Annotated in this window: 18 protein-coding genes; 15 read left to right on the top strand and 3 right to left on the bottom strand. The window is 40.9% G+C overall.

Annotated features, from left to right (window positions below; genetic code table 11):
• Window positions 1-80: 80 nt before the first annotated feature.
• Window positions 81-1,361 carry an L-cysteine desulfidase family protein gene (locus J2S10_RS11415; protein WP_307407737.1) on the top strand — a complete coding sequence of 427 codons (1,281 nt, stop codon included), beginning with the start codon at window positions 81-83 and terminating at the stop codon, window positions 1,359-1,361.
• A 142-nt stretch (window positions 1,362-1,503) separates the two neighbouring features.
• Here J2S10_RS11415 and J2S10_RS11410 read toward each other — a convergent pair whose 3' ends face one another.
• A complete protein-coding gene (locus J2S10_RS11410) occupies window positions 1,504-2,217 on the bottom strand; it encodes a GntR family transcriptional regulator (protein WP_307407735.1) in 714 nt (237 codons plus the stop codon).
• A gap of 290 nt (window positions 2,218-2,507) precedes the next feature.
• On the opposite strand from J2S10_RS11410, the gene J2S10_RS11405 reads away from it, so the two are divergent.
• The 13 genes from J2S10_RS11405 to J2S10_RS11345 all read left to right on the top strand — a co-directional run bounded on the left by J2S10_RS11405 (window position 2,508) and on the right by J2S10_RS11345 (window position 15,806).
• Window positions 2,508-3,611 carry an amidohydrolase/deacetylase family metallohydrolase gene (locus J2S10_RS11405; protein ID WP_307407732.1) on the top strand — a complete coding sequence of 368 codons (1,104 nt, stop codon included), beginning with the start codon at window positions 2,508-2,510 and terminating at the stop codon, window positions 3,609-3,611.
• Entirely contained in the window at window positions 3,589-4,698 is a 1,110-nt protein-coding gene (locus tag J2S10_RS11400) for a DgaE family pyridoxal phosphate-dependent ammonia lyase (RefSeq protein ID WP_307407730.1), read from the top strand. Before J2S10_RS11405 ends, J2S10_RS11400 begins: the two co-directional genes overlap by 23 nt.
• The gene (dagF, locus tag J2S10_RS11395) at window positions 4,695-5,450 is read left to right on the top strand and encodes a 2-dehydro-3-deoxy-phosphogluconate aldolase (RefSeq protein WP_307407727.1); all 756 of its coding nucleotides are present in this window, start codon (window positions 4,695-4,697) and stop codon (window positions 5,448-5,450) included. The genes J2S10_RS11400 and dagF overlap by 4 nt, the downstream gene beginning before the upstream one ends.
• Window positions 5,443-6,456 carry a sugar kinase gene (locus J2S10_RS11390; RefSeq protein ID WP_307407724.1) on the top strand — a complete coding sequence of 338 codons (1,014 nt, stop codon included), beginning with the start codon at window positions 5,443-5,445 and terminating at the stop codon, window positions 6,454-6,456. The genes dagF and J2S10_RS11390 overlap by 8 nt, the downstream gene beginning before the upstream one ends.
• 15 nt (window positions 6,457-6,471) lie before the next feature.
• Window positions 6,472-7,194: a GntR family transcriptional regulator gene (locus tag J2S10_RS11385; protein ID WP_307407722.1), complete on the top strand. Its 723-nt coding sequence runs from the start codon at window positions 6,472-6,474 to the stop codon at window positions 7,192-7,194.
• Between the two features lie 51 nt (window positions 7,195-7,245).
• On the top strand, window positions 7,246-8,571 hold the full coding sequence (locus J2S10_RS11380; RefSeq protein WP_307407720.1) for a GntT/GntP/DsdX family permease: 1,326 nt from the start codon (window positions 7,246-7,248) through the stop codon (window positions 8,569-8,571).
• 195 nt (window positions 8,572-8,766) lie between these two features.
• Complete coding sequence (locus J2S10_RS11375) at window positions 8,767-9,639, top strand: EAL domain-containing protein (protein WP_307407717.1); 873 nt, start codon at window positions 8,767-8,769, stop codon at window positions 9,637-9,639.
• The gene (locus tag J2S10_RS11370; RefSeq protein WP_307407712.1) at window positions 9,632-9,829 is read left to right on the top strand and encodes a hypothetical protein; all 198 of its coding nucleotides are present in this window, start codon (window positions 9,632-9,634) and stop codon (window positions 9,827-9,829) included. The genes J2S10_RS11375 and J2S10_RS11370 overlap by 8 nt, the downstream gene beginning before the upstream one ends.
• Window positions 9,830-9,871: 42 nt before the next feature.
• On the top strand, window positions 9,872-11,011 hold the full coding sequence (gene solA, locus J2S10_RS11365) for an N-methyl-L-tryptophan oxidase (RefSeq protein ID WP_307408131.1): 1,140 nt from the start codon (window positions 9,872-9,874) through the stop codon (window positions 11,009-11,011).
• A gap of 258 nt (window positions 11,012-11,269) precedes the next feature.
• Window positions 11,270-12,643 (top strand): MFS transporter, encoded by a 1,374-nt coding sequence (locus tag J2S10_RS11360; RefSeq protein ID WP_307407709.1) that lies wholly within the window; start codon window positions 11,270-11,272, stop codon window positions 12,641-12,643.
• 24 nt (window positions 12,644-12,667) lie between these two features.
• On the top strand, window positions 12,668-14,227 hold the full coding sequence (hutH, locus tag J2S10_RS11355) for a histidine ammonia-lyase (RefSeq protein WP_307407707.1): 1,560 nt from the start codon (window positions 12,668-12,670) through the stop codon (window positions 14,225-14,227).
• Between the two features lie 152 nt (window positions 14,228-14,379).
• Window positions 14,380-15,621 carry an AraC family transcriptional regulator gene (locus J2S10_RS11350; RefSeq protein ID WP_307407705.1) on the top strand — a complete coding sequence of 414 codons (1,242 nt, stop codon included), beginning with the start codon at window positions 14,380-14,382 and terminating at the stop codon, window positions 15,619-15,621.
• A complete protein-coding gene (locus tag J2S10_RS11345) occupies window positions 15,618-15,806 on the top strand; it encodes a hypothetical protein (RefSeq protein ID WP_307407703.1) in 189 nt (62 codons plus the stop codon). Before J2S10_RS11350 ends, J2S10_RS11345 begins: the two co-directional genes overlap by 4 nt.
• 88 nt (window positions 15,807-15,894) lie before the next feature.
• Here J2S10_RS11345 and J2S10_RS11340 read toward each other — a convergent pair whose 3' ends face one another.
• Complete coding sequence (locus tag J2S10_RS11340) at window positions 15,895-17,922, bottom strand: molybdopterin-containing oxidoreductase family protein (RefSeq protein WP_307407701.1); 2,028 nt, start codon at window positions 17,920-17,922, stop codon at window positions 15,895-15,897.
• Window positions 17,923-18,346: 424 nt separating this feature from the next.
• Here J2S10_RS11340 and J2S10_RS11335 point away from each other — a divergent pair, with 424 nt between their 5' ends.
• Window positions 18,347-18,907 carry a PepSY-associated TM helix domain-containing protein gene (locus tag J2S10_RS11335; RefSeq protein WP_370876187.1) on the top strand — a complete coding sequence of 187 codons (561 nt, stop codon included), beginning with the start codon at window positions 18,347-18,349 and terminating at the stop codon, window positions 18,905-18,907.
• Window positions 18,908-19,020: 113 nt separating this feature from the next.
• Here J2S10_RS11335 and galU read toward each other — a convergent pair whose 3' ends face one another.
• Window positions 19,021-19,902 (bottom strand): UTP--glucose-1-phosphate uridylyltransferase GalU, encoded by an 882-nt coding sequence (galU, locus tag J2S10_RS11330; RefSeq protein WP_307407696.1) that lies wholly within the window; start codon window positions 19,900-19,902, stop codon window positions 19,021-19,023.
• Between the last annotated feature and the right edge of the window lie 20 nt (window positions 19,903-19,922).

The raw sequence follows: 19,922 nt of genomic DNA, 5'->3' as shown, positions 1-19,922 counted from the left end.
ATATAATAAAATGGTAAGTTCCGATTTAACAAAAATTGATTGATAATGTTTTTTCATCATGAATTAAAGGTGGATGCTGAATGGACCAACAAAAAATTTTCAATATATTAGAACAAGAATTGGTTGTTGCATTGGGGTGTACTGAGCCGGTTGCGATCGCATTAGCTTCTGCAACAGCAAAAAAATACCTTAAAAGCCCTGTTGTTGAAATTCAAGTTAAAGTAAGTGGAAATATTTTAAAAAATGCTAAGGCTGTAGGGATTCCAGGGATGAATTCAACAGGAATCGATTTTGCGGCAGCAATTGGATTTGTTGCTGGAAATCCGGATAAAAAGCTTGAGGTCCTTAAGGACTTAACGTCTGATGATGAAATCCAAGCAAATCAATTGATTCAAACAGAAATGATAACGGTATCAATCGCTGAAACAGCGAAAAAGCTTTATATTGAAATCATCGTAAAAGCGGAGAAGGACACAGTTAAGGTAGTCATCGCCGATAATCATAGTAATATTACGCTGATTGAAGTAAATGGAAAGGCAATTTATCATGGTGGATGCGAGCATATCGGGATTTTATCTGATCCTGACTCATTATCTGGCCTTACTATTGCAGAAATCTTTGAATTCATCACGACTGTTGATCCTGAACTACTTTATCTGGTCAAAAAAAGCATTGAATTAAACAAAGCAATCGGTTTAGAGGGATTAGCCAATTCCTACGGATTAAGTGTGGGGAAAACGATTAAGGAAAATGTTGAAAAAGGATTTTTGTCCGATGATTTGGCTACAAGGGCAATGTCTCTTGCCGCAGCAGGTTCTGATGCAAGAATGGCCGGTTCCATACTTCCCGTAATGGCCAACACGGGAAGCGGGAATCAAGGAATAGCGGTCACTTTACCTGTCGTGGCAGTTGCAGAAAAATTAAATGTGAAGCAGGATGTTATGATTCGTGCCGTAGCACTTAGTCACTTACTTACCATTCACATTAAATCGAAATTCGGAAGGCTTTCAGCTCTTTGTGGCGTAACTGCTGCAGGCATGGGAGCAAGCGGTGCGATTGCATTTCTTTTAGGTGGGGGACTTACCGAAGTGGAAGCGGCGGTACAAAATACGATCGGAAATGTGACCGGTATGATCTGTGATGGTGCAAAGGCAGGCTGTGCAATGAAGGTGTCTACTTGTTCAAATGTTGCCGTCCAATCAGCACTTTTAGCAATGAATAATAAAAAAATCCAATCCACGGATGGATTTATTCATAATAATGTTGAAAAAAGCATTGAAAGCTTCTGCAAGCTTGGCAATCAAGGCACGTTGCAAACGGATCAATTGATATTGGAACTGATGCTGGAGGAGAAGGCTTAATTTGGTGACAGGCACCGTTCGTGGACAAATTGGGAATTTGTCCGTGTACGGAGGACAAAGATTTTGGAGAGCTAAAAAAGAAAGGCAACGCCCCCATACCTGGCGTTGCCTTTCTACATTTCATAAAATACAACCTGCTACCTTACAAATCATAATTCACAACATACTGCTGCATTTCGGTTTTAAAGTATCCTTCACTAAACTCAACTGCTCCTTCCCTTTCATCATAGGAATAACGCGATCTTTTTAATAGGTGCGTACCTTTTTTTACATGCAATTTATCCTCTACATGGGAAGGGGCGAGGGAAACAACAAATTCATCTCGAAATTTTTCTAAGGAAATGCCTTGTTCTTCAATAAAATCATAGAGGGAATGGAAGTCTAACGCTAGAGGTTCAGTGCCTGCCATTCGCATTGGTAAATAATGCGTGTAATAGATATAGGGAACATCATCAAGGTAATAAAGCCGTTCGATTCGGAGACTCTTCTCGCCAAATAATCGAAATGGCTCGGTGCCTTCATCATTGTCTACTATTTCTGCATGTAATCTTTGCTTTTTAATTTTACGGCCCTCTTCCACCAGTACTTCCGTAAAACGTTTTCCTTTATAAAGTTTTGATGCAACGGTATTTCGGATTACTTTCGTTCCTATACCACTCCTCGCTTCGAGAAATCCTTCTTGGACAAGTTCTTTAATCGCATTTCGGACCGTAATTTTGCTCACATTGAACTCTCTTTCCAAAAGTGGCTCAGAAGGGATATTCGTCCCAACTCGATACTCGCCGTATAAAATCCTGTCCTTCAAAATATTTTTCACCTGCAAATATAAAGGTCCTTTTTTTCGAGATATGCTCACTGTTTTATCTACTACCTTTCAATGGATATGGGTCACATATACTAATTTTAACAGGAGAAGTAAATATAGGTCATTATCTATTTCCTTCTATTTTAAATGAGTAAACAATTAACCATTAAACAGAAGAGGTCATATAGAAGAAGTTCACAAAAATATTTATAAACATTATAACGTTATATTGACCTAAACGAAAATTAGTGCTAATCTATTCTTGTAAGAAAAATCAAAGAAGTAGATGTAAACGGATACAAGTACCGAATTTTTAAGGTTTACCGAAAAGGATGAGGGAAATGACAGATCGTTTCGTATTACAGAATGTAAAAACGGTAGATGGAAATTCTGTAGATATCATAGTAGAAAATAGAAAAATTGTAGACATTATCCCTGCTGGAATGGGGGCTGGCGAGAAAATAGTCGACTATAAGCACAAAGTATTTGTTTCCAGTGGCTGGATTGATATGCATGTACATGCCTTTAGGGAATTTGACCCCTATGGGGACGATGTGGATGAGATCGGTTATAAAACAGGAGTAACCACGATAATTGATGCCGGCAGTACCGGCGCTGATCGCTTACCTGACTTGGTTAGCAGCTGTAAAAACTCGAAAACCAATGTGTTCGCCTTTTTAAATATATCTCGAATTGGCCTGAAGCGAATCGATGAGTTAACCGACCTTTCTTGGCTTGATAAAGAGTCATTAAAAAGGACTATTACTGAACACAAGGATTTTATCGTGGGATTGAAAGCTAGGATTAGCAAAAGTGTGGTGGGACCAAATGGGGTTGAACCTTTAAAAATAGCTCGGAAGTTTTCTGAGGATACCGATTTGCCGCTGATGGTCCATATCGGTTCAGGTCCGCCTGATATTAATGACGTCCTGGATTTACTTGAAAACAACGATATTATTACCCATTACTTAAATGGAAAAGCCAATAATTTATTTGATGAAACGGGAAAGCCTCTCCCTAAGTTCCTGGATGCAATCAAAAGAGGGGTTCATTTAGATGTTGGCCATGGCAATGCCAGCTTCTCTTTCACAACGGCAGAGCAAGCGAAAAAGCATGGTATCCACTTCGATACGATCAGTACGGATATTTACCGGAAAAATCGGTTGAACGGTCCGGTTTATAGTATGGCAAATGTTTTATCTAAATTTTTGTATTTGGGATATTCCCTAAAAGAGGTTATTGATGCTGTTACCGTTCATGCTGCAGAGTGGTTAAAAAAACCAGCTCTAGGGAGGATTTTAGCAGGAGATATCGCAAACCTCACATTATTTTCCATTGAGGATGAAGAAATCTCGTTACTGGATTCTGAAGGAGAAGAGCGAAAAGCGGATCAAAGGATCGTCGTAAAAGGAGTGGTGATAAATGGAGAATACATTGAATGCTAAATACGGTTTGAAAAGGGTCATCAATGCCAGTGGCCGGATGAGTATATTAGGCGTATCGGCCCCAACAGACACCGTAATGGAAGCGATGAAAATTGGCGGGCAAAATTACGTTGAAATATCCGATTTAGTCGATAAAGCAGGGCAGCATATTGCCGGGTTGCTTCAATCGGAAGCAGCAGTTGTTGTCAACTCGGCATCAAGCGGCATAGCTCTTTCTGTAGCGGCGATTGTGACAGAAGGAAACCGTCGAAAAAGTGAAAGACTTCATCAAGAACCCATTCAAAAAAATGAAATCATTATGCTGAAGGGCCATAACGTGCAATACGGGGCTCCAGTTGAAACAATGGTTTTTCTCGGTGGCGGGAAACTAGTGGAAGTCGGCTATGCAAATGAAGGGAAAGCGGAACATATTGCCGACGCCATTAATGAAAATACAGCAGCAATTTTATTCGTAAAATCACATCACACGGTTCAAAAAAATATGATTTCCGTTGAAGAAGCTTGGGAAGTGGCTCAAGCGAATAACGTTCCTTTGATTGTCGATGCAGCTGCTGAAGAGGATTTGCAAAAATATGTACAAGCTTCCGATTTAGCGATTTACAGCGGATCAAAAGCGATTGAAGGCCCTACGTCTGGAATTGTAGCAGGGAAAGAAAAATATATCGATTGGCTAAAGGTGCAATTGCACTGTATCGGCCGAAGCATGAAGGTCGGTAAAGAAACAACCTTTGGACTGTTGCAGGCGTTGGATGAGTATTTTGTCAAAACGGACAATAGTGAAAATGAAAAAGCTAGCTTACAAGTTCTCAAATCACTGGAGTCTATCGACGGAGTAAAAGTAACGATTGTCCAGGATGAAGCTGGACGTGCTATTTTTAGAGCCCGTATTCAAATCAATCCTGCTGTTACGAAAACAACAGCGAAGGAAGTCAATGACAAGCTGAAGAATGGTGATATTGCGATTTATACACGTGATTACGGAATCCGCCAGGGCTTTTTCGATATTGATCCACGGCCATTGCAAGGCGATGACATCTACGTGATTGAAGCCCAATTAAGAGCGATATTAGGAGGAAGCGAAGAATGACAAACATTGAAAAACGATTTTATCACAACCGTGTCGCATTGAATGTTCTAGCTAATAGCATTGAAAATGCAGTCGAGGTTTTTGAAGCTGCGGAAGGACATGTATTAGTAGGAGTGCTTTCAAAGGATTATCCTACTGTTGAGGCTGCTGTTGCTGCGATGAAGGAATACGGGGTAGCGATCGATGAAGCGGTTTCGATTGGGCTTGGTGCCGGTGATAATAAACAGGCAGCCGTGGTGGCAGAGATCGCAAAATATTATCCGGGAAGTCATATCAATCAAGTATTCCCTGCAGTAGGAGCGACACGTGCCAATTTAGCTGAAACGGATAGCTGGATTAATTCTCTTGTATCGCCAACAGGTAAAGTAGGTTATGTCAATATTTCTACTGGTCCTATAAGTGCAGGAGCCGGTGAAGCGGCCATTGTTCCAATCAAAGCGGCAATCTCATTGGTTCGAGATATGGGCGGAAATGCCTTAAAATACTTCCCGATGAAAGGGCTAAAGCATGAAGAGGAATTTCGTGCAGTAGCTAAGGCTTGTGGTGAAGAAGGGTTTGCATTAGAGCCTACCGGAGGTATTGATTTAGAAAATTTTGAAAAGATTTTAGAAATTGCCTTGGAAGCAAAAGTGCCTAAAATTATTCCTCACGTTTATTCTTCAATTATTAATAAAGAAACCGGGAAAACAAATCCGGAAGACGTAAGGAGATTATTAGCAATTACTAAAAATTTGGTTGAAAAATATGCCTAAACAGATCGTTGCTTTCGGAGAAGTGATGATGCGTTTGCAGGTGCCGGGATACGAATTACTGACTCAGGCTAACACATTACAATACTCTTTTTCAGGCACGGGAGTAAACGTTGCTTCTGCGATGACCAAGCTTGGCTATGATGGATTTTTGGTTACAAAATTACCGAACAACGCTTTAGGTGATGCGGCGATTGCTTTCTTGCAGCGATTGGGCATCGACCGCAGATTCATCTCTAGAGGCGGCAAATATTTGGGATTGTATTTTTTAGAAAATGGCTTTGGACAGCGTGCCAGCCGTGTGACTTATACCAATCGCCTGGAAAGCAGCTTTAATACAGCTTCACTCTCTGATTATGATCTGGATTTGGTTGCTGAACAAGCAGATATCATCCACTTTTGCGGAATTACGCTTGCGATGACGGATAGTGTTCGTGAGAGTATGAAGGTACTTGCGAAAAAGGTAAAGGAAAATGGCGGATTGGTTTGTTTTGATTGTAATTACCGCCCTTCCTTATGGGAGGGAGGATACAGCCAAGCGAAACCACATTATGAAGACATGCTGGCATTGGCTGATATCGTCATGATGAATGAAAAAGACGCGCTGTATATTTTAGGAATGGAGACGGCGGAAACCTCCAGGGGAGAACAGCTGAAAGACCTTATTCCTAAGGTGGCAAAAAGATTTAACCTACAAACTGTGGCTGGAACACATCGGGCGATTAACAGTGACAATACTCATGCATTACAGGGGTACATTTTTAAAGATGGTGAGTTTCGCTTCTCGGAAAATATTTCTTTTTCCGTATATGATCGAATCGGTGCTGGGGATGCTTATACTAGCGGGATCTTGCATGGTGAGCTGGCTGGATTTTCACCGGAGAAAACGGTCGGATTTGCAGCAGCAGCGGGTATGCTGGCATGTACGATTGTAGGGGATACCCCGATGTCAACGGAAGCTGAGATTTTAACAGCCATGGCTGGCACCATTGATGATATAAAGCGATAAAGGCAGGGATAGGGAATGAATGTGAGTCGAAAAAAGGGGCCATTGTATTTACAAATAAAAGAAATATTGAAGGATCGTATTTTACATGGTGTTTATCCGATTCACACAAACATTCCCTCTGAGCCTCAGCTGGAAGAAGAATTTAATGTGAGTAAAATTACGATCCGTAATGCGATTAAAGAGCTGGCTCAAGACGGCTATATTGAAAAGAAAAGCGGTAAGGGCACAAAGGTCATTGCGAATGTTTCGATTGCGAGACTTTCAAAAGGAAAACGATTTACAGAAGTTTTAGTCGAGGAAGGCCACCACATTACCAAAAAGGTGCTGAGTATTAAGAGGGCTAAATTGCCAATTGACACTGAACTCTATTCTTTATTTGGTGAAAATTGTGTTCAAATTGAACGGATTTACCTTTTAGAAAATGAACCTTATATTCACTTTACACACTATATTTTGCTGGACATAAGTGAAGAGGAATTAGAAGAAGTTAATCTCGGTTCTTTGTACCGCTTTTTAGAAGAAAATAATATTCGGCTCGAATTCTTTCGTGATGAGTTTGCCGTAGCAGTTGCTCCTCATCATGTTTGTGAAATATTAAATTTAGAAAAAGACACAGCCATATTAAAAAGAATTCGCCGTTCTAGTGATGAAGCGGGAAATGTATTGGAATTTAGTGAAGGGTACTATGATACAGGAAAACAAAACTATATTGTGACCTATAACGATTCCATGCAATAAACCTATTTTTTGTCCGGGATGTAAGCGGTTTCTAAGGAGAGGGTGGGGAAAATGAATTTTTATTTATTAGGAGTAACTGTTATCGCCATTGTCATCGTTATTTTAGGAGTATCATGGTGGAAATGGCACGCGTTTATCAGTTTAACAGTCGCTAGTTTGTTTTTAGCTGTATTTGCCGGAGTACCGATGGACAAAATCGTCAGTGCCTATGAAACCGGAGTGGGCGCTGTCCTCGGACATCTTATTGGGATCTTAGCTTTGGGTACGATTTTAGGAAAAATGATGTCTGACTCAGGAGCGGGCATGCAAGTTGCCGATTTCTTTATCAAAAAGTTCGGCGTGAAGAAACTACCTTGGGCCATGCTGCTTTCCGGTTTCATCATCGGGCTTCCCGTGTTTTTTGAGGTTGGTCTAGTCATTTTGCTTCCATTAGTTATTTCTATACGCAAATCTACTAAGCTAAATATCTTGTTAATTGGGATTCCGGTTCTTGCCGGATTATCGATTGTCCATGGATTAGTTCCTCCGCATCCCGGTGCCATGACAGCAATTGGCATTTATAATGCAAACTTGGGACATGTACTTCTTTACTCTTTAATCATTGCTTTTCCAACGGCGATCATTGCAGGACCTATTTTTGCAAAATGGATTCATAAACGGGTTACGCCTGTTGGCGAACCGGAACTCATTCGAGTAGTAACAAAATCAAGCGGATTACCAAGTACCGGGGTATCATTCTTCATCATCTTATTACCTGTTTTATTAATGCTTTTAACTCTAATTGCACCGTATATTTCTTTACCTGGCTTCATTGAAAAATTCTTATTGCTTATTGGGAGCCCGGTAATCGCTCTATTAATCTCATGTTTTGCAGCCTATTTCTTCTTAGGGTACCGCCAAGGAATGGACAAAACATTAATCAAAAAATTAACAGAAGAATGCTTAATGCCATTGGCATCCATTATCCTTATCATTGGTGCAGGCGGCGGATTTAAACAAGTTTTGATTGCAAGCGGTGTTGGTAATGCCATTGCCCATATGTCTGAGCAAATGTCCTTATCACCAATTGTACTTGCCTTCCTGGTAGCGGGCTTAATCCGAATTGCTACCGGTTCCGCAACAGTTGCACTAACAACAGCTGCCGGAATCGTTTCTCCGGTCGTAGCCCATATGAGCGGTGTTAACTTGGAATTACTGGTTATCGCTACAGGAGCCGGTTCTCTCATGTTCTCACATGTAAATGACGCAGGTTTCTGGTTAGTAAAAGAATATTTAGGATTAACGGTAAAAGAAACGTTCAAAACATGGACGGTTATGGAAACGATCCTTTCGTTCGTGGCATTTGGGTTGACTTTGATTTTAAATGCAATTATTTAACGTTTTCCAGGTCTTGATAGGTGCTATCTAAATATAGGAAACTCTATACTAAAGCCCGATTACCATTTGGTAATCGGGTTTTATTTGTTGTGGATTTACTTAATCTTTACAAACACTTAAAGCGGATTACATATTAATAATTCTATACTATAGAAGATATTCGACAGTCTTCAACAAAAATCAAAAGGTGGTATTATGAAATTAAACACCATGATTAGCTATATAAATTATCTTGGATATTTGAGGTCCAATAGGGATTTTCTTTTTCAAGAATTTAAAAGAAAAGAAGAGCTTAAAGAACTATTGCAGGCTGAAAAAGTAAATACAGTGTTTCAGCCGATTCTTTCACTCGGGGACGGTGATACAGTTGGGTTTGAAATTCTAAACCGCCCTCAAAAAACAGAGCTATTCCCGACCGTAGAAAACTTTTATGACTATGTTAGCAAAAGTCAAAATGTTTTAATGGTGGAACGGTTTTTACGTAATCTTTCTCTAGAGAGGTATTCTGAGCAAATAAAAAGTTCACCATGTCACAATGATCAATTGGTGTTCCTCAACATACAGCCCCAAGTGTTAGCTGATCCTGCTTATCTAAGCGGTAAGACGCTAGAAATGCTAGCTATTCATAATCTTTCTCCTGAAAAGGTCGTTTTAGAACTTACTGAAAAAGAGGCAGTGATTGACTATAATCTGTTTAAAAAAATGATTGAGCATTATCGAAGACAGGGATTTCGAATTGCAGTGGATGATGCAGGGACTGGATATAACAGTTTAAAAACGCTTATTTCTTTAAAACCTGAATTTATTAAGATTGATAAATCGCTCATCAGAGATATCGAGCAAAATCCGTCGCAGCAGCATTTAGTGGAGCTTCTGTTAGAGTTTGCAATACAATCTGATACTGTGGTCATCGCCGAAGGGATTGAAACCTTAGCAGAACTACGATTTTTAAAGAAACTTGGAGTTCATTTGGGCCAGGGCTATGCCCTTGGAAAACCACAGCCACTATTAAAAAATGGCCAGCTACCGCTGTTGACTAATCCAATTGTACGGAAAAACTTTGTTTGAAAAACATGGTGACAGGCACCGTTCATGGACAAAACCGCTGATTTGTCCGCGTGTTACGGACACTATTGTAGACCAAGGCACCCTTTTAAAGGATGCCTTGGTTTATTTGCAGGAAGTGGCAGTCGCCTATTTCGCCGGCATTAAATGTAATTTTAAAAAGGAATTTAATTGTGCAACGAAGAATTTGTAACAAGGTTATTCAGGATAACTTAAATTCGGAGGGTGAAAGATGATAAATAATCATTATGAAGTTGTCATAGTAGGTGCTGGTTCGATGGGAATGGCTGCGGGCTACTATTTGTCAAAGCTGGGAATAAAAACTTTGCTGCTGGATAGTCATAATCCTCCGCATGATCGTGGCAGTCATCATGGTGCTACAAGAATCATTCGCCATGCTTACGGTGAAGGAAGACAGTATGTTCCTCTTGTATTAAGAGCACAGCAATTATGGGGAGAATTGCAGAATGAGTCAAACATGCCATTATTTATGCGGACTGGAGTTCTCTCCGCGGGTGCACCGGGGTCCGCTTTTACTAAAGAAGTGCTCCAAAGTGCAAAGGAGTTTTCTTTGCCAGTAGAAGAATTATCTAGTGAGGAAATGAGCTATCGATGGCCAGGATTAACCTTCCCTGAAGGATTTGCCGGCTGCCTGGAGACAAATTCAGGCGTTTTATTTAGTGAACAATGTATCCGGGCTTTTCGTGATCTTGGTTTAGCAAATGGTATGACCTTACTTCCTTACACAAAGGTTGAGAAGCTGGAAGTCAATTCTGGCGGTGGCGCGGTCATTCAAACAGCGCATGATTCTTACCATACAGATTTTATAGTCATAAGTGCGGGGGCCCGGTCAAACAAATTGCTAAAAGATTTAGGACTGGATCTACCTCTTCAACCTGTTCGTAAAACAGTCTCATGGTTTCAATGTGAACAGAAATTATTTGATTCAGATGTATTCCCCGCTTTTACAGTTGATTTAATAGATTCTCATTATTATGGTTTCCCTAGTATTAATGAAAGCGGCCTAAAAATAGGGAGGCACGATGGTGGATTTCAAGTTGACCCTGATGACGAAATTCGCCCTTATGGATTGGATGATGAAAAAGACATCCGTTCATTTTTACAAAAATTTATGCCGCTTGCAAACGGACCTCTATTAAAGGGAAGTACCTGCCTGTATACGTTGACGCCGGATGAACATTTTATCATCGACCAACATCCTGAGTTTTCCCATGTCTTTATTTCTACGGGATTTTCAGGCCATGGATTCAAATTTTCAAGTGTAGTCGGAGAGTTAATTAGCAAGTTTATTACAAAAGGAAAAATCGGTTATGACATATCCGGATTTTCTCTAAAAAATAGAATCAAGGACTGAAGGTGCCTCTTTACCTCGTTACTGTGCTGAGGGGGCAATCCCTCAGTCCTTTACCACGTTATTGAAAGAAACAATAGCAATATTGTGCTAGTACTTCGAAAGATTGTCTAGAGTAATATTATTTATCAGTCCTTATAATTTACTTTAAGGATTGTAAGCGCTAATAATAAATCGGATGGAGGCGTGGATGTAAAGGATTGGTGATTTTTTTTGAAAAAAAATATCAGAATAATCAAAAATCGTAAAGGGGAGATTTTTTTGAGCGAAAGAAAATATAAGATGGATGATGCACCGCTTAATAAGTTCCACCTAAGAATTACAGCACTTACGTTTGGATCGAATTTTTCAGATGGTTACGCACTCGGTATCATTGGAATGGCCCTCAGCCTCTTAGGTCCGCAAATGAAGCTAAATTCAATGTGGGAGGGCTTAATCGGAAGCTCTGCTTTGATTGGATTATTCTTTGGAAGCCTTTTACTCGGCGGCCTTTCCGATAAAATAGGCAGACAGAAAATTTTCCTCACTAATTTTTTAATTATTACTGTGGCATCCGCTCTGCAATTTTTTGTAAAAGATCCAATAACACTGTTTATCCTCAGGATTTTAATCGGCTTTGCATTAGGGGGAGATTATGCAGTAGGTTCAACCTTACTCGCGGAATTTGCTCCGAAAAAGTACCGGGGATTATTGCTGTCATCCTTAAATGTCCTATGGACTGTTGGTTATGTACTTTCTAACGTAGTGGGATATTACCTCGAGAAGTCAGGGTCTGATTCATGGCGATGGATGCTGGTTAGTGGAGCGATTCCTGCTTTTATTGTGTTAATTCTGCGTTTGGGAACACCAGAATCTCCTCGTTGGCTTGTGAAAATGGGCCGGAAAGAGGAAGCAAGAGAAATTGTAAGGAAATATATTGGACCAAATGCGGTTATGGAGGATAATGCTGAAAAAAATACGGATGTAAACTATCGCTTAGCGGATCTTTTCAACAAACAGCTTTGGAAACGGACAGCATTTGGCGGCCTTTTCTATGTTTGCCAGGTCGTTCCCTACTTCGCTATTTATACTTTCCTTCCAACCATCTTAGATAAAATGGGTTTTAAAGAAACCTTTTCGATTGATATGTATTTAAACATCTTCCTGCTTGTTGGTTCCATCGCCGGTTTATGGTGTACAGAGAAACTTTCACGCCGTGGTTTTACCATTTATACTTTCATTATTTTAACCGTTTCTTTATTTGTCCTCAGTCTTCTGCCAGCCAGTTCACATGGTTTTGCCATCATGGTTTTTGCTATCTTTACTTTTGTTATGTCGGCAGCTTCGAATCTTACCCTTGTTTATCCAGCAGAACTTTTCCCTACCGAAATTCGCGGTACGGGAGTTGGATTAGTTACAGCCATAAGCCGTGTAGGATCTGCCATCGGAACTTTCTTATTACCTGTGACTGTGAATTCCTTTGGAATGACTTCATCGATGTTTGCGATGGCTATCATTCTATTAGTCGGTACCGCTGTATCGATTGCATGGGCTCCTGAAACTAAATCTCTTTCATTAACGGAAGCAAGTGATCCGCATTTAGATGATTTAAAGCCGATAAACGAGAGTGTATCCTCAGTTTCGGTTAGAAATTAATCATGAAAGGAGAAATAAATTACATTGATACTTTTACAAACAAATCGTCATCCGAAAGATATAAAGAAAGTGGAATTAGGAAAAACAGATGTTACCTTGAATGAAATCATTGCTGTAGCTAGATATGGTGCCGAGGTCTTATTTTCACAAAAATATCGAGATCGTGTAAATGCATCAAGGGCAGTCATTGAAAAATTCCTTGACGAAGAACGAGCTGTTTACGGGGTTACAACCGGGTTTGGGAGTAATGTAAGTCAGAGTATTTCTTCTATGGATGCTGAAAAACTCCAACAAAATATTATCCGTTCCCATGCTGTATCAGTAGGTGAACCGCTGGATAAAGAAGTGGTTAGGGCCATCCAACTGCTGATTCTCATTAATTTAGGACAGGGTTTTTCAGGTGTTAGACTGGGGGTTTTAGAACTAATAAGGTCAGTTTTAAATCAGCAAATTATTCCTTTTGCGCCGGGAGAAGGGTCAGTTGGTTATCTAGCTCCGGAAGCTCATATGGCCTTATTATTAATGGGTGAAGGGAAAGCCTGGTACAATGGTGAGCTTCTGAAAGGAAATGCTGCTTTAGAACGTGCAGGTTTACAGCCATTATCATTAGGCTGTAAGGAAGGACTGGCACTTACCAGCGGAACTACTTCCGTCACTGCTTTTGCCGCTTTAGCACTTTTTGATGGAATTCAAGCGGCCAAAACAGCTGATATTGCTGGTGCAATTGCTTTAGAAGCCCTTAAGGGAACAATAAAAGCTTTTGATCCGCGAACCCATTCTGTAAAAAGGCATGAGGAGCAAGCTCGGACTGCCAGGAACATTGTAAAAATTCTCGGAGGCAGTGAGATTGTTGAAAAATATCAGGATTATCGATTACAGGATGCATTAAGCCTTAGATGTATTCCTCAGGTCCATGGTGCCGTAAAAAAAGTACTGGAGGATGCAAAAATTACGATTTCCAATGAAATCAACTCATCAAGTGATAATCCGATTCTTTTTACTGAGGACAATGGAGAAGCCTTGATGGGCGGAAATTTTGATGGAACATTCGTGGGGATTCAGGCAGATTCAATGGCCATAGCGATGGCTAATCTCGCAAAGATCTCAGAGCGAAGAATCGATCGGCTTGTCAATCATCATGTAAGTGAACTTCCTCCTTTCCTAGTGGCTAATCCAGGGTTAAATAGTGGCTATATGATTCCACAATACACTGCTGCGGGGCTGCTGAATGAAATCAAAATTCTTTCACACCCTGCGACTGTCGATAATACTTCTACATGTGCGAATCAAGAGGATGTTGTAAGTTTTGCTTATTCTGCGGCGAAGAAGGCTTATCAAATTTCCAAAAAGCTTGAGTATATTTTAGCCATTGAATTAATGTCAGCCGTACAGGCCTTGGATTTTCATCAACCATTAAAACCGTCTCCTGCTAGCCATGAGGTTTACAAACTAATTAGAATCCAAGTTCCAACCGTAACAGAGGACCGCTATTTTTATCCTGATATTGAAAGTATTTACCATCAAATTCATGAAGGGAAAATTCTGAATAGTGTCGAAATATTAATTAGTGATTTGGAATGGTAAAGAATAAATGGAAGCTTTTTTACACCAGTAATCAAGTGTAGAAGAGCTTCTTTTTTAGCTAATAGGAAAGTGCAACTACGCCTCTGTCTTCGCCCCTAGGGGCTTGCCAATCGGCGAGTTTTCTCTTTATCTGAAAAATGGGGGGCAAACTCATGATCCAGGAACTTACACAAATAGCTTTTTCACAGCTTCTATTATCAGGGACTCTTGTACATGTTGCACCGTTTGAAGAATTGCAGGAGAAATACGGTGTGAACATACAGCCTGAGGTAGTGATGCTGGTTTCTGTGGATCGGTATCCGGACTTAGCCGCAGGGAAACAAATGGATTGGAAAATCGATATTGGAAAAAAACTCGTGGATGAGCTAAGAGGAGTATTATCCGTCCCATTTTTGTGGACTTGGACAGAAGAGGGAGTCCTTGCTCTCTTACTCGAATATAAAGAAGTAAATTACGCAGACAGAAAAAGGGATATCCTCCTGCTGGCAGAAGAAATTCAAAGGGAGTCTGATCATATCGGCATATGTGTATCAATTGGGATAGGAGGTTTTTATGACGACCCCAATTTGTTATTTCGTTCATTTGAGGAAGCAAAAAAGTCAATGTCCGGGCGTTTTTTTCAAGGCAATAAATTAATTTTTCACACAGATATGAAACGGGATATAGACGATACTCTAAAAAATCCATTAACAAGGGAAAAAGCTGAATTGCTTTCACTTGTTAGAATAGGGCATAAAGAAGGAGTAGTCACAAAAATTATCAGTTTTATGGAAATAGTCGCCAAGTCGTATCAATTTAATGAAGATTTATTTAAGTCTGAGGTTATGGATTTACTGATGATGATGTCTCGGATGGTTCTAGATATGGGGGTAAAACCAGTAACGATTATGACAAGTAATGGGAGCTTTATCCAAGAGCTCTATCACACTATCCGCTACGACAAATTTGTTAAAAAAGTTAGTGATTATGCAGAATGGTTAACAGAACAAGTAGAAAAATCAACGACTAGCAATCTTTCACCAATTATTAAGCGAGCCATTCGGTACATAAAAGAGAACCACCAAAAAAGCATTTTATTAGAAGAAATTGCCCATCATTGTCACTTAAGCCGATTTCATTTCAGCCACCTCTTCAAAAAGGAGGCTGGCATCAGTGTAATGGATTATTTAAATAAAGTTAAAATTGACCAAGCAGTGTTCTATCTTGAAACAACTGATTTAAGCATCCAAGAAATTGCCAATCAAGTAGGATTTAAGGACGCAAACTATTTCAGCCGATTATTCAAAAAATACATGCAGTTCACCCCAACGGAATATCGGGGTGACAGGCACCCTTCGTGGACAAATGTGCTAATTTGTCTTTATGGAGAGGACAGTGGAGGGAAAGAAAAGTGATGATGCCATCAATTCTCTTTTTTTTAATCGTTCCAGCAACGATCTTTGTTAGATTCTGTCGACCAAAAGGTGAAAAGTCGGCAAGCGAAAGTCAGTTTGAACTAAGAAAAACATCCGCTATTGTTAAGCTCACTATTGGAGGGACCGATAAAGACCAGTTTTTTAGTGTCTTCCAAACACAATAAAGTTTCTCGGTAAAAAACTATTAAAATAGAGTCAGAAGGAAAAATCCTGACTCTATTTTATTTGAAAGAGTGACCCATCCCAATCGTTCTATACTTTTTCCACACCTACACGCCCTGAAAAAAAGGTTGCACCTCCTCCCATATCCGCAATTCGATCAGGGGTCAGTGAGTTTATCAGTTGCTTTGCATTGTGGTTATCCGCCCAAAGTCCCTGAGTCACAACCACTCCGGGAAGGACATTTTCTCCGACGATCACTTTCAGCTCGCATTCTCCGCGATGGTTCCAAACTCGGATTAGATCCCCATCTTCAACCCCTGCTGCAAGCGCATCCTTTAGGTTCATGTGCAATCGAGGCTCTTTTTCCAGCGCCACATGTTTTTGATTGTTTGAAAAAGTAGAGTTCAAGAAGTTATGCGTCGGACCGGGAACAAACATAAATGGAAAATCTCCATCATCAACTAAAGGTAGATACGTAGGTAATGGAGGATACCCATCTTCCAGCATTTTCTGGGAATACAATTCGATTTTTCCACTCGGAGTTGGAAGGACACCGGGGAACAACGGTTTAATAGTGGATTTCGTGTATTGCCGTTGTATCAATGTTTCAAAATTAATTCCCTCTAAATACTGATTACGCGGGTTTTCCAGTGCTTGCGCAATCATTTCTGCTTCAGTCTCTTGTAAAGGTGCATCATCAAAGCCCATCTCTTTTGCAAGCAAACGGAAGACTTCAACATTTGATTTCGCCTCGCCATATGGTTCCATTACCGGCTGTTGAAGTTGGGCATATTGATGCCAGTAGGACGTATAAAGATCCGTGTTTTCAAAGGAAGAGGTCGCCGGTAAAACAATATCTGCGTATTTTGCGGTTTCTGTTAAAAATAAATCATGGACGATGGTAAATAAATCCTCCCGCTCAAGCCCTTTTCTTACTTTATTGCCTTCAGGAGCGACAACGGCAGGGTTCGTGCCGTAAACAAAGAGTGATTTTACCGGAGGTTCCAATGCAAGGAGAGCCTCACCAAGTACGTTCATGTTAATCACACGAGTGTTTTTATTTTGAAGTAAATCAGGACGCTGCAGGTTTGTTGAATTTATCGCTAAATAAGCTGAATTCCCTTTGATGGCACCGCCGCCTTTCACCTGCCATTGTCCGGTAAGTGCCGGGAGGCAGGAAATGGTGCGGATGCACATGCCGCCATTATCGTGATGCTGCGGCCCGTTTCCGATACGAATATAAGCAGGGGACGTTTTTCCATACATCCGAGCAAGCTGGTAGATATCTTCAACAGGAACACCAGTGATTCCGGAAACAGTGACAGGGTCGTACTGTAAGACATGCACACGCAGCTCTTCGTGACCGACAGTATATTGTTGTAAAAAAGCTTGGTCGACCAGGTTTTCTGCAAATAAAATATGCATCAGTCCTAAAGCAAGAGCGCTATCGGTACCCGGTAAAATCGGGATAAACCAATCTGCTAATCTAGCTGTTTGATTTTTGTGGACATCGATGACAATAATTTTGGCACCGTTTTGTTTCCGTGCTTTTTGAGCAAGCGCTACTTGATGCATGTTCGTGCATACGGCGTTTATACCCCAAAAAATGAGTAGCTTCGAATGAATCGTCTCTTCCGGGTCCATTCCCAAGCTGTCGCCCATCGTATATTTATACCCAACGGAACCTGCTGATGAGCAGATGGTTCGGTCGAGCTGTGAAGCACCCAAACGATGAAAGAACCGCCGGTCCATTCCCTCGGCGCTCAGCCTGCCCATGTTCCCATAGAAGCTATAAGGAAGGATACTTTCAGGTCCATCTGTTTGAATAAGCTGCTTCCAACGGGATGTAATCGTGTGAATGGCTTCCTCCCAACTGATTCGTGTGAAGGTACCTTCACCTTTGGGCCCGGTCCGTTTCAACGGGTATTTTAAGCGCTTCTCATCATAAATTCGTTCCGTCATATTCCGAACCTTGTTACAAATATGTCCCTTTGTCACAGGATGATTCGGATCTCCCTCAATTTTGATAATTTTCCCGTCCTCTTTATGAAGAAGTAATCCGCATTGGTCCGGACAGTCGAGGGGGCAAACAGAATGAAAAATGCCGTTGGATTTCATATAGGTCCTCCTTTTTGGTGTCCCTTTTTGGTGCCTGTCACCGTTGATGGACACTCAAGTCGCAATTGTCCGTGTGGAATGGACAGATTCTATAAAAGAATGTAATTTATGAATTTTTATATTATCATATGACAGTTTTTGGAGTCGGGCAAGGTGTAGATAGGGGTAATAAGAAAATCACCCAAGCGGTCGTAGGCTTAAGGGTGATTTGTACTTTTTATTAGCCTTTATATATAAAGGTGCTCTTGTTGTCTTTTATGAAAAAAAGATTAATTATTCGCCCGCTGTTTAAATGCATTTTTAATTTATCTGAAATTTATTAAGGGAATGTTAAGGAACTCACATAATAATGGGCTTATCAAATAAAAAACTTCTATGGTCTAGAGGGCGCAACTATACTGTGGAGCTAAAGGAGTATTTCAAAATGAAGAAAATGAGAAGGGCACACTTATGGATTGGTTTAATAGCTTCAATCTTAATACTAATGGAATCGATTACCGGCTTGCTAATGAACGAGCCGTGGTTGATCGGACAGTCACAGGTTGAGGGCAGGGGTAATTTCCAATCAGGCCAAATGAATCAAGCGCCAGCAACGCAAAGCGGTACGACAACAGGCTCAAGCCAAACAACGGGGCAGGCACAAGGGCAGACAAGCGGGCAGCCACCCGCAAACGGTCAAACCCGATCAAACGGTCAAACCCAAAGCCAAATGGGAAGTAACTCAGACGGACAGCTTCAAGGTCCTGGCGGATTTGGCGGCGGGCCAGGTGGAGACGGTACTTCCTCACGTTCGTTCATGAGCATAATAAAAGGTCTTCACCAAGGACGAATCGGAACAACTAATATTAAATGGTTGGTCGACCTTGCAGCTCTGGCTATGATCTCCTTAACCGGGTCAGGGATATTCCTATCCTTAAAAGTACTTGGAGCGGATAAAAAGAGGAAAAAACGGAAGGAAGAACTAACAGTAGCGGAAGTTAAATAAAGAACAGACCGCTCGGACCTTCTTGTTTACAATCACCTCTTCTATGATTGAAACTTGATAAAAAAAGCGTAAAGTTCCTCTTCTTAAAAGAACATTACGCTTTTTATAAGCCCTTATAAAGTGACTTTCTCACTCTCGGTAATTTTGAGCAGGTATTTGAGAAATTCATCGCGAAGATCGTCTCTTCTTAGGGCAAATTCGACGGTTGCCTGCAGGAATCCTTGCTTGTCGCCGACGTCGTATCTGCGGCCTTCGAAGTTATAGGCATATACTTCCTCTTGTTGCGCAAGTTCTTTAAGGGCGTCGGTAAGTTGGATTTCGCCGCCTTTGCCAGGTTGGGTGTTCTCTAAAATATCAAAAATCGCGGGGCTGATGATGTACCTGCCGAGGACAGCCACGTTAGACGGAGCCTCTTGAATGGCAGGTTTTTCGACCATGCCCTTTACTTTATAGATCCTGTCTTCGATATTTTCACCTTCGATGATTCCATATTTATCAACATCCCGGATTGCTACTTCCTGGACGCCAAGGATAGTGGTCCTATATTTTTCATACGCCTCGATCATTTGCATTAGACAGGGCTTTTTGGCATGAACGATGTCGTCGCCGAGCAGGACTGCGAAGGGCTCGTTAGCAATGAAGCTTTTAGCGCAATAAATGGCATGGCCAAGTCCTTTCGGCTCCTTTTGGCGGATGTAGTGAATGTTTACCATATCCGAGATTTGGCGCACTTCCTCTAACAGAGCATGCTTACCCTTCGCTTCCAATTCAAGCTCGAGTTCCACTGATTTATCAAAATGATCTTCAATTGACTTTTTATTTCTTCCGGTTACAATTAAAATTTCGTCGATCCCGGAGGCAACGGCTTCTTCTATGATATATTGTAATGTCGGTTTATCCACAATCGGCAGCATCTCTTTAGGTTGGGCTTTGGTCGCAGGTAAGAACCTTGTGCCTAATCCTGCCGCCGGAATAATCGCTTTCCGTACTTTCAACTTTATTCCTCCTTAAGAAA

It is taken from the genome of Neobacillus ginsengisoli, from assembly GCF_030813055.1.
Note: the sequence above shows the minus strand (reverse complement) of the source record. Positions and strands in the feature narration are given on the sequence as shown.

Bases quoted from the DNA above. Each gene is read 5' to 3' on its own strand.
- J2S10_RS11415 (WP_307407737.1), top strand. From the start codon at position 81: ATGGACCAACAAAAAATTTTCAATATATTAGAACAAGAATTGGTTGTT.
- J2S10_RS11405 (WP_307407732.1), top strand. From the start codon at position 2,508: ATGACAGATCGTTTCGTATTACAGAATGTAAAAACGGTAGATGGAAAT.
- J2S10_RS11400 (WP_307407730.1), top strand. From the start codon at position 3,589: ATGGAGAATACATTGAATGCTAAATACGGTTTGAAAAGGGTCATCAAT.
- dagF (WP_307407727.1), top strand. From the start codon at position 4,695: ATGACAAACATTGAAAAACGATTTTATCACAACCGTGTCGCATTGAAT.
- J2S10_RS11390 (WP_307407724.1), top strand. From the start codon at position 5,443: ATGCCTAAACAGATCGTTGCTTTCGGAGAAGTGATGATGCGTTTGCAG.
- J2S10_RS11385 (WP_307407722.1), top strand. From the start codon at position 6,472: ATGAATGTGAGTCGAAAAAAGGGGCCATTGTATTTACAAATAAAAGAA.
- J2S10_RS11380 (WP_307407720.1), top strand. From the start codon at position 7,246: ATGAATTTTTATTTATTAGGAGTAACTGTTATCGCCATTGTCATCGTT.
- J2S10_RS11375 (WP_307407717.1), top strand. From the start codon at position 8,767: ATGAAATTAAACACCATGATTAGCTATATAAATTATCTTGGATATTTG.
- J2S10_RS11350 (WP_307407705.1), top strand. From the start codon at position 14,380: ATGATCCAGGAACTTACACAAATAGCTTTTTCACAGCTTCTATTATCA.
- J2S10_RS11340 (WP_307407701.1), bottom strand. From the start codon at position 17,922: ATGAAATCCAACGGCATTTTTCATTCTGTTTGCCCCCTCGACTGTCCG.
- J2S10_RS11335 (WP_370876187.1), top strand. From the start codon at position 18,347: ATGAAGAAAATGAGAAGGGCACACTTATGGATTGGTTTAATAGCTTCA.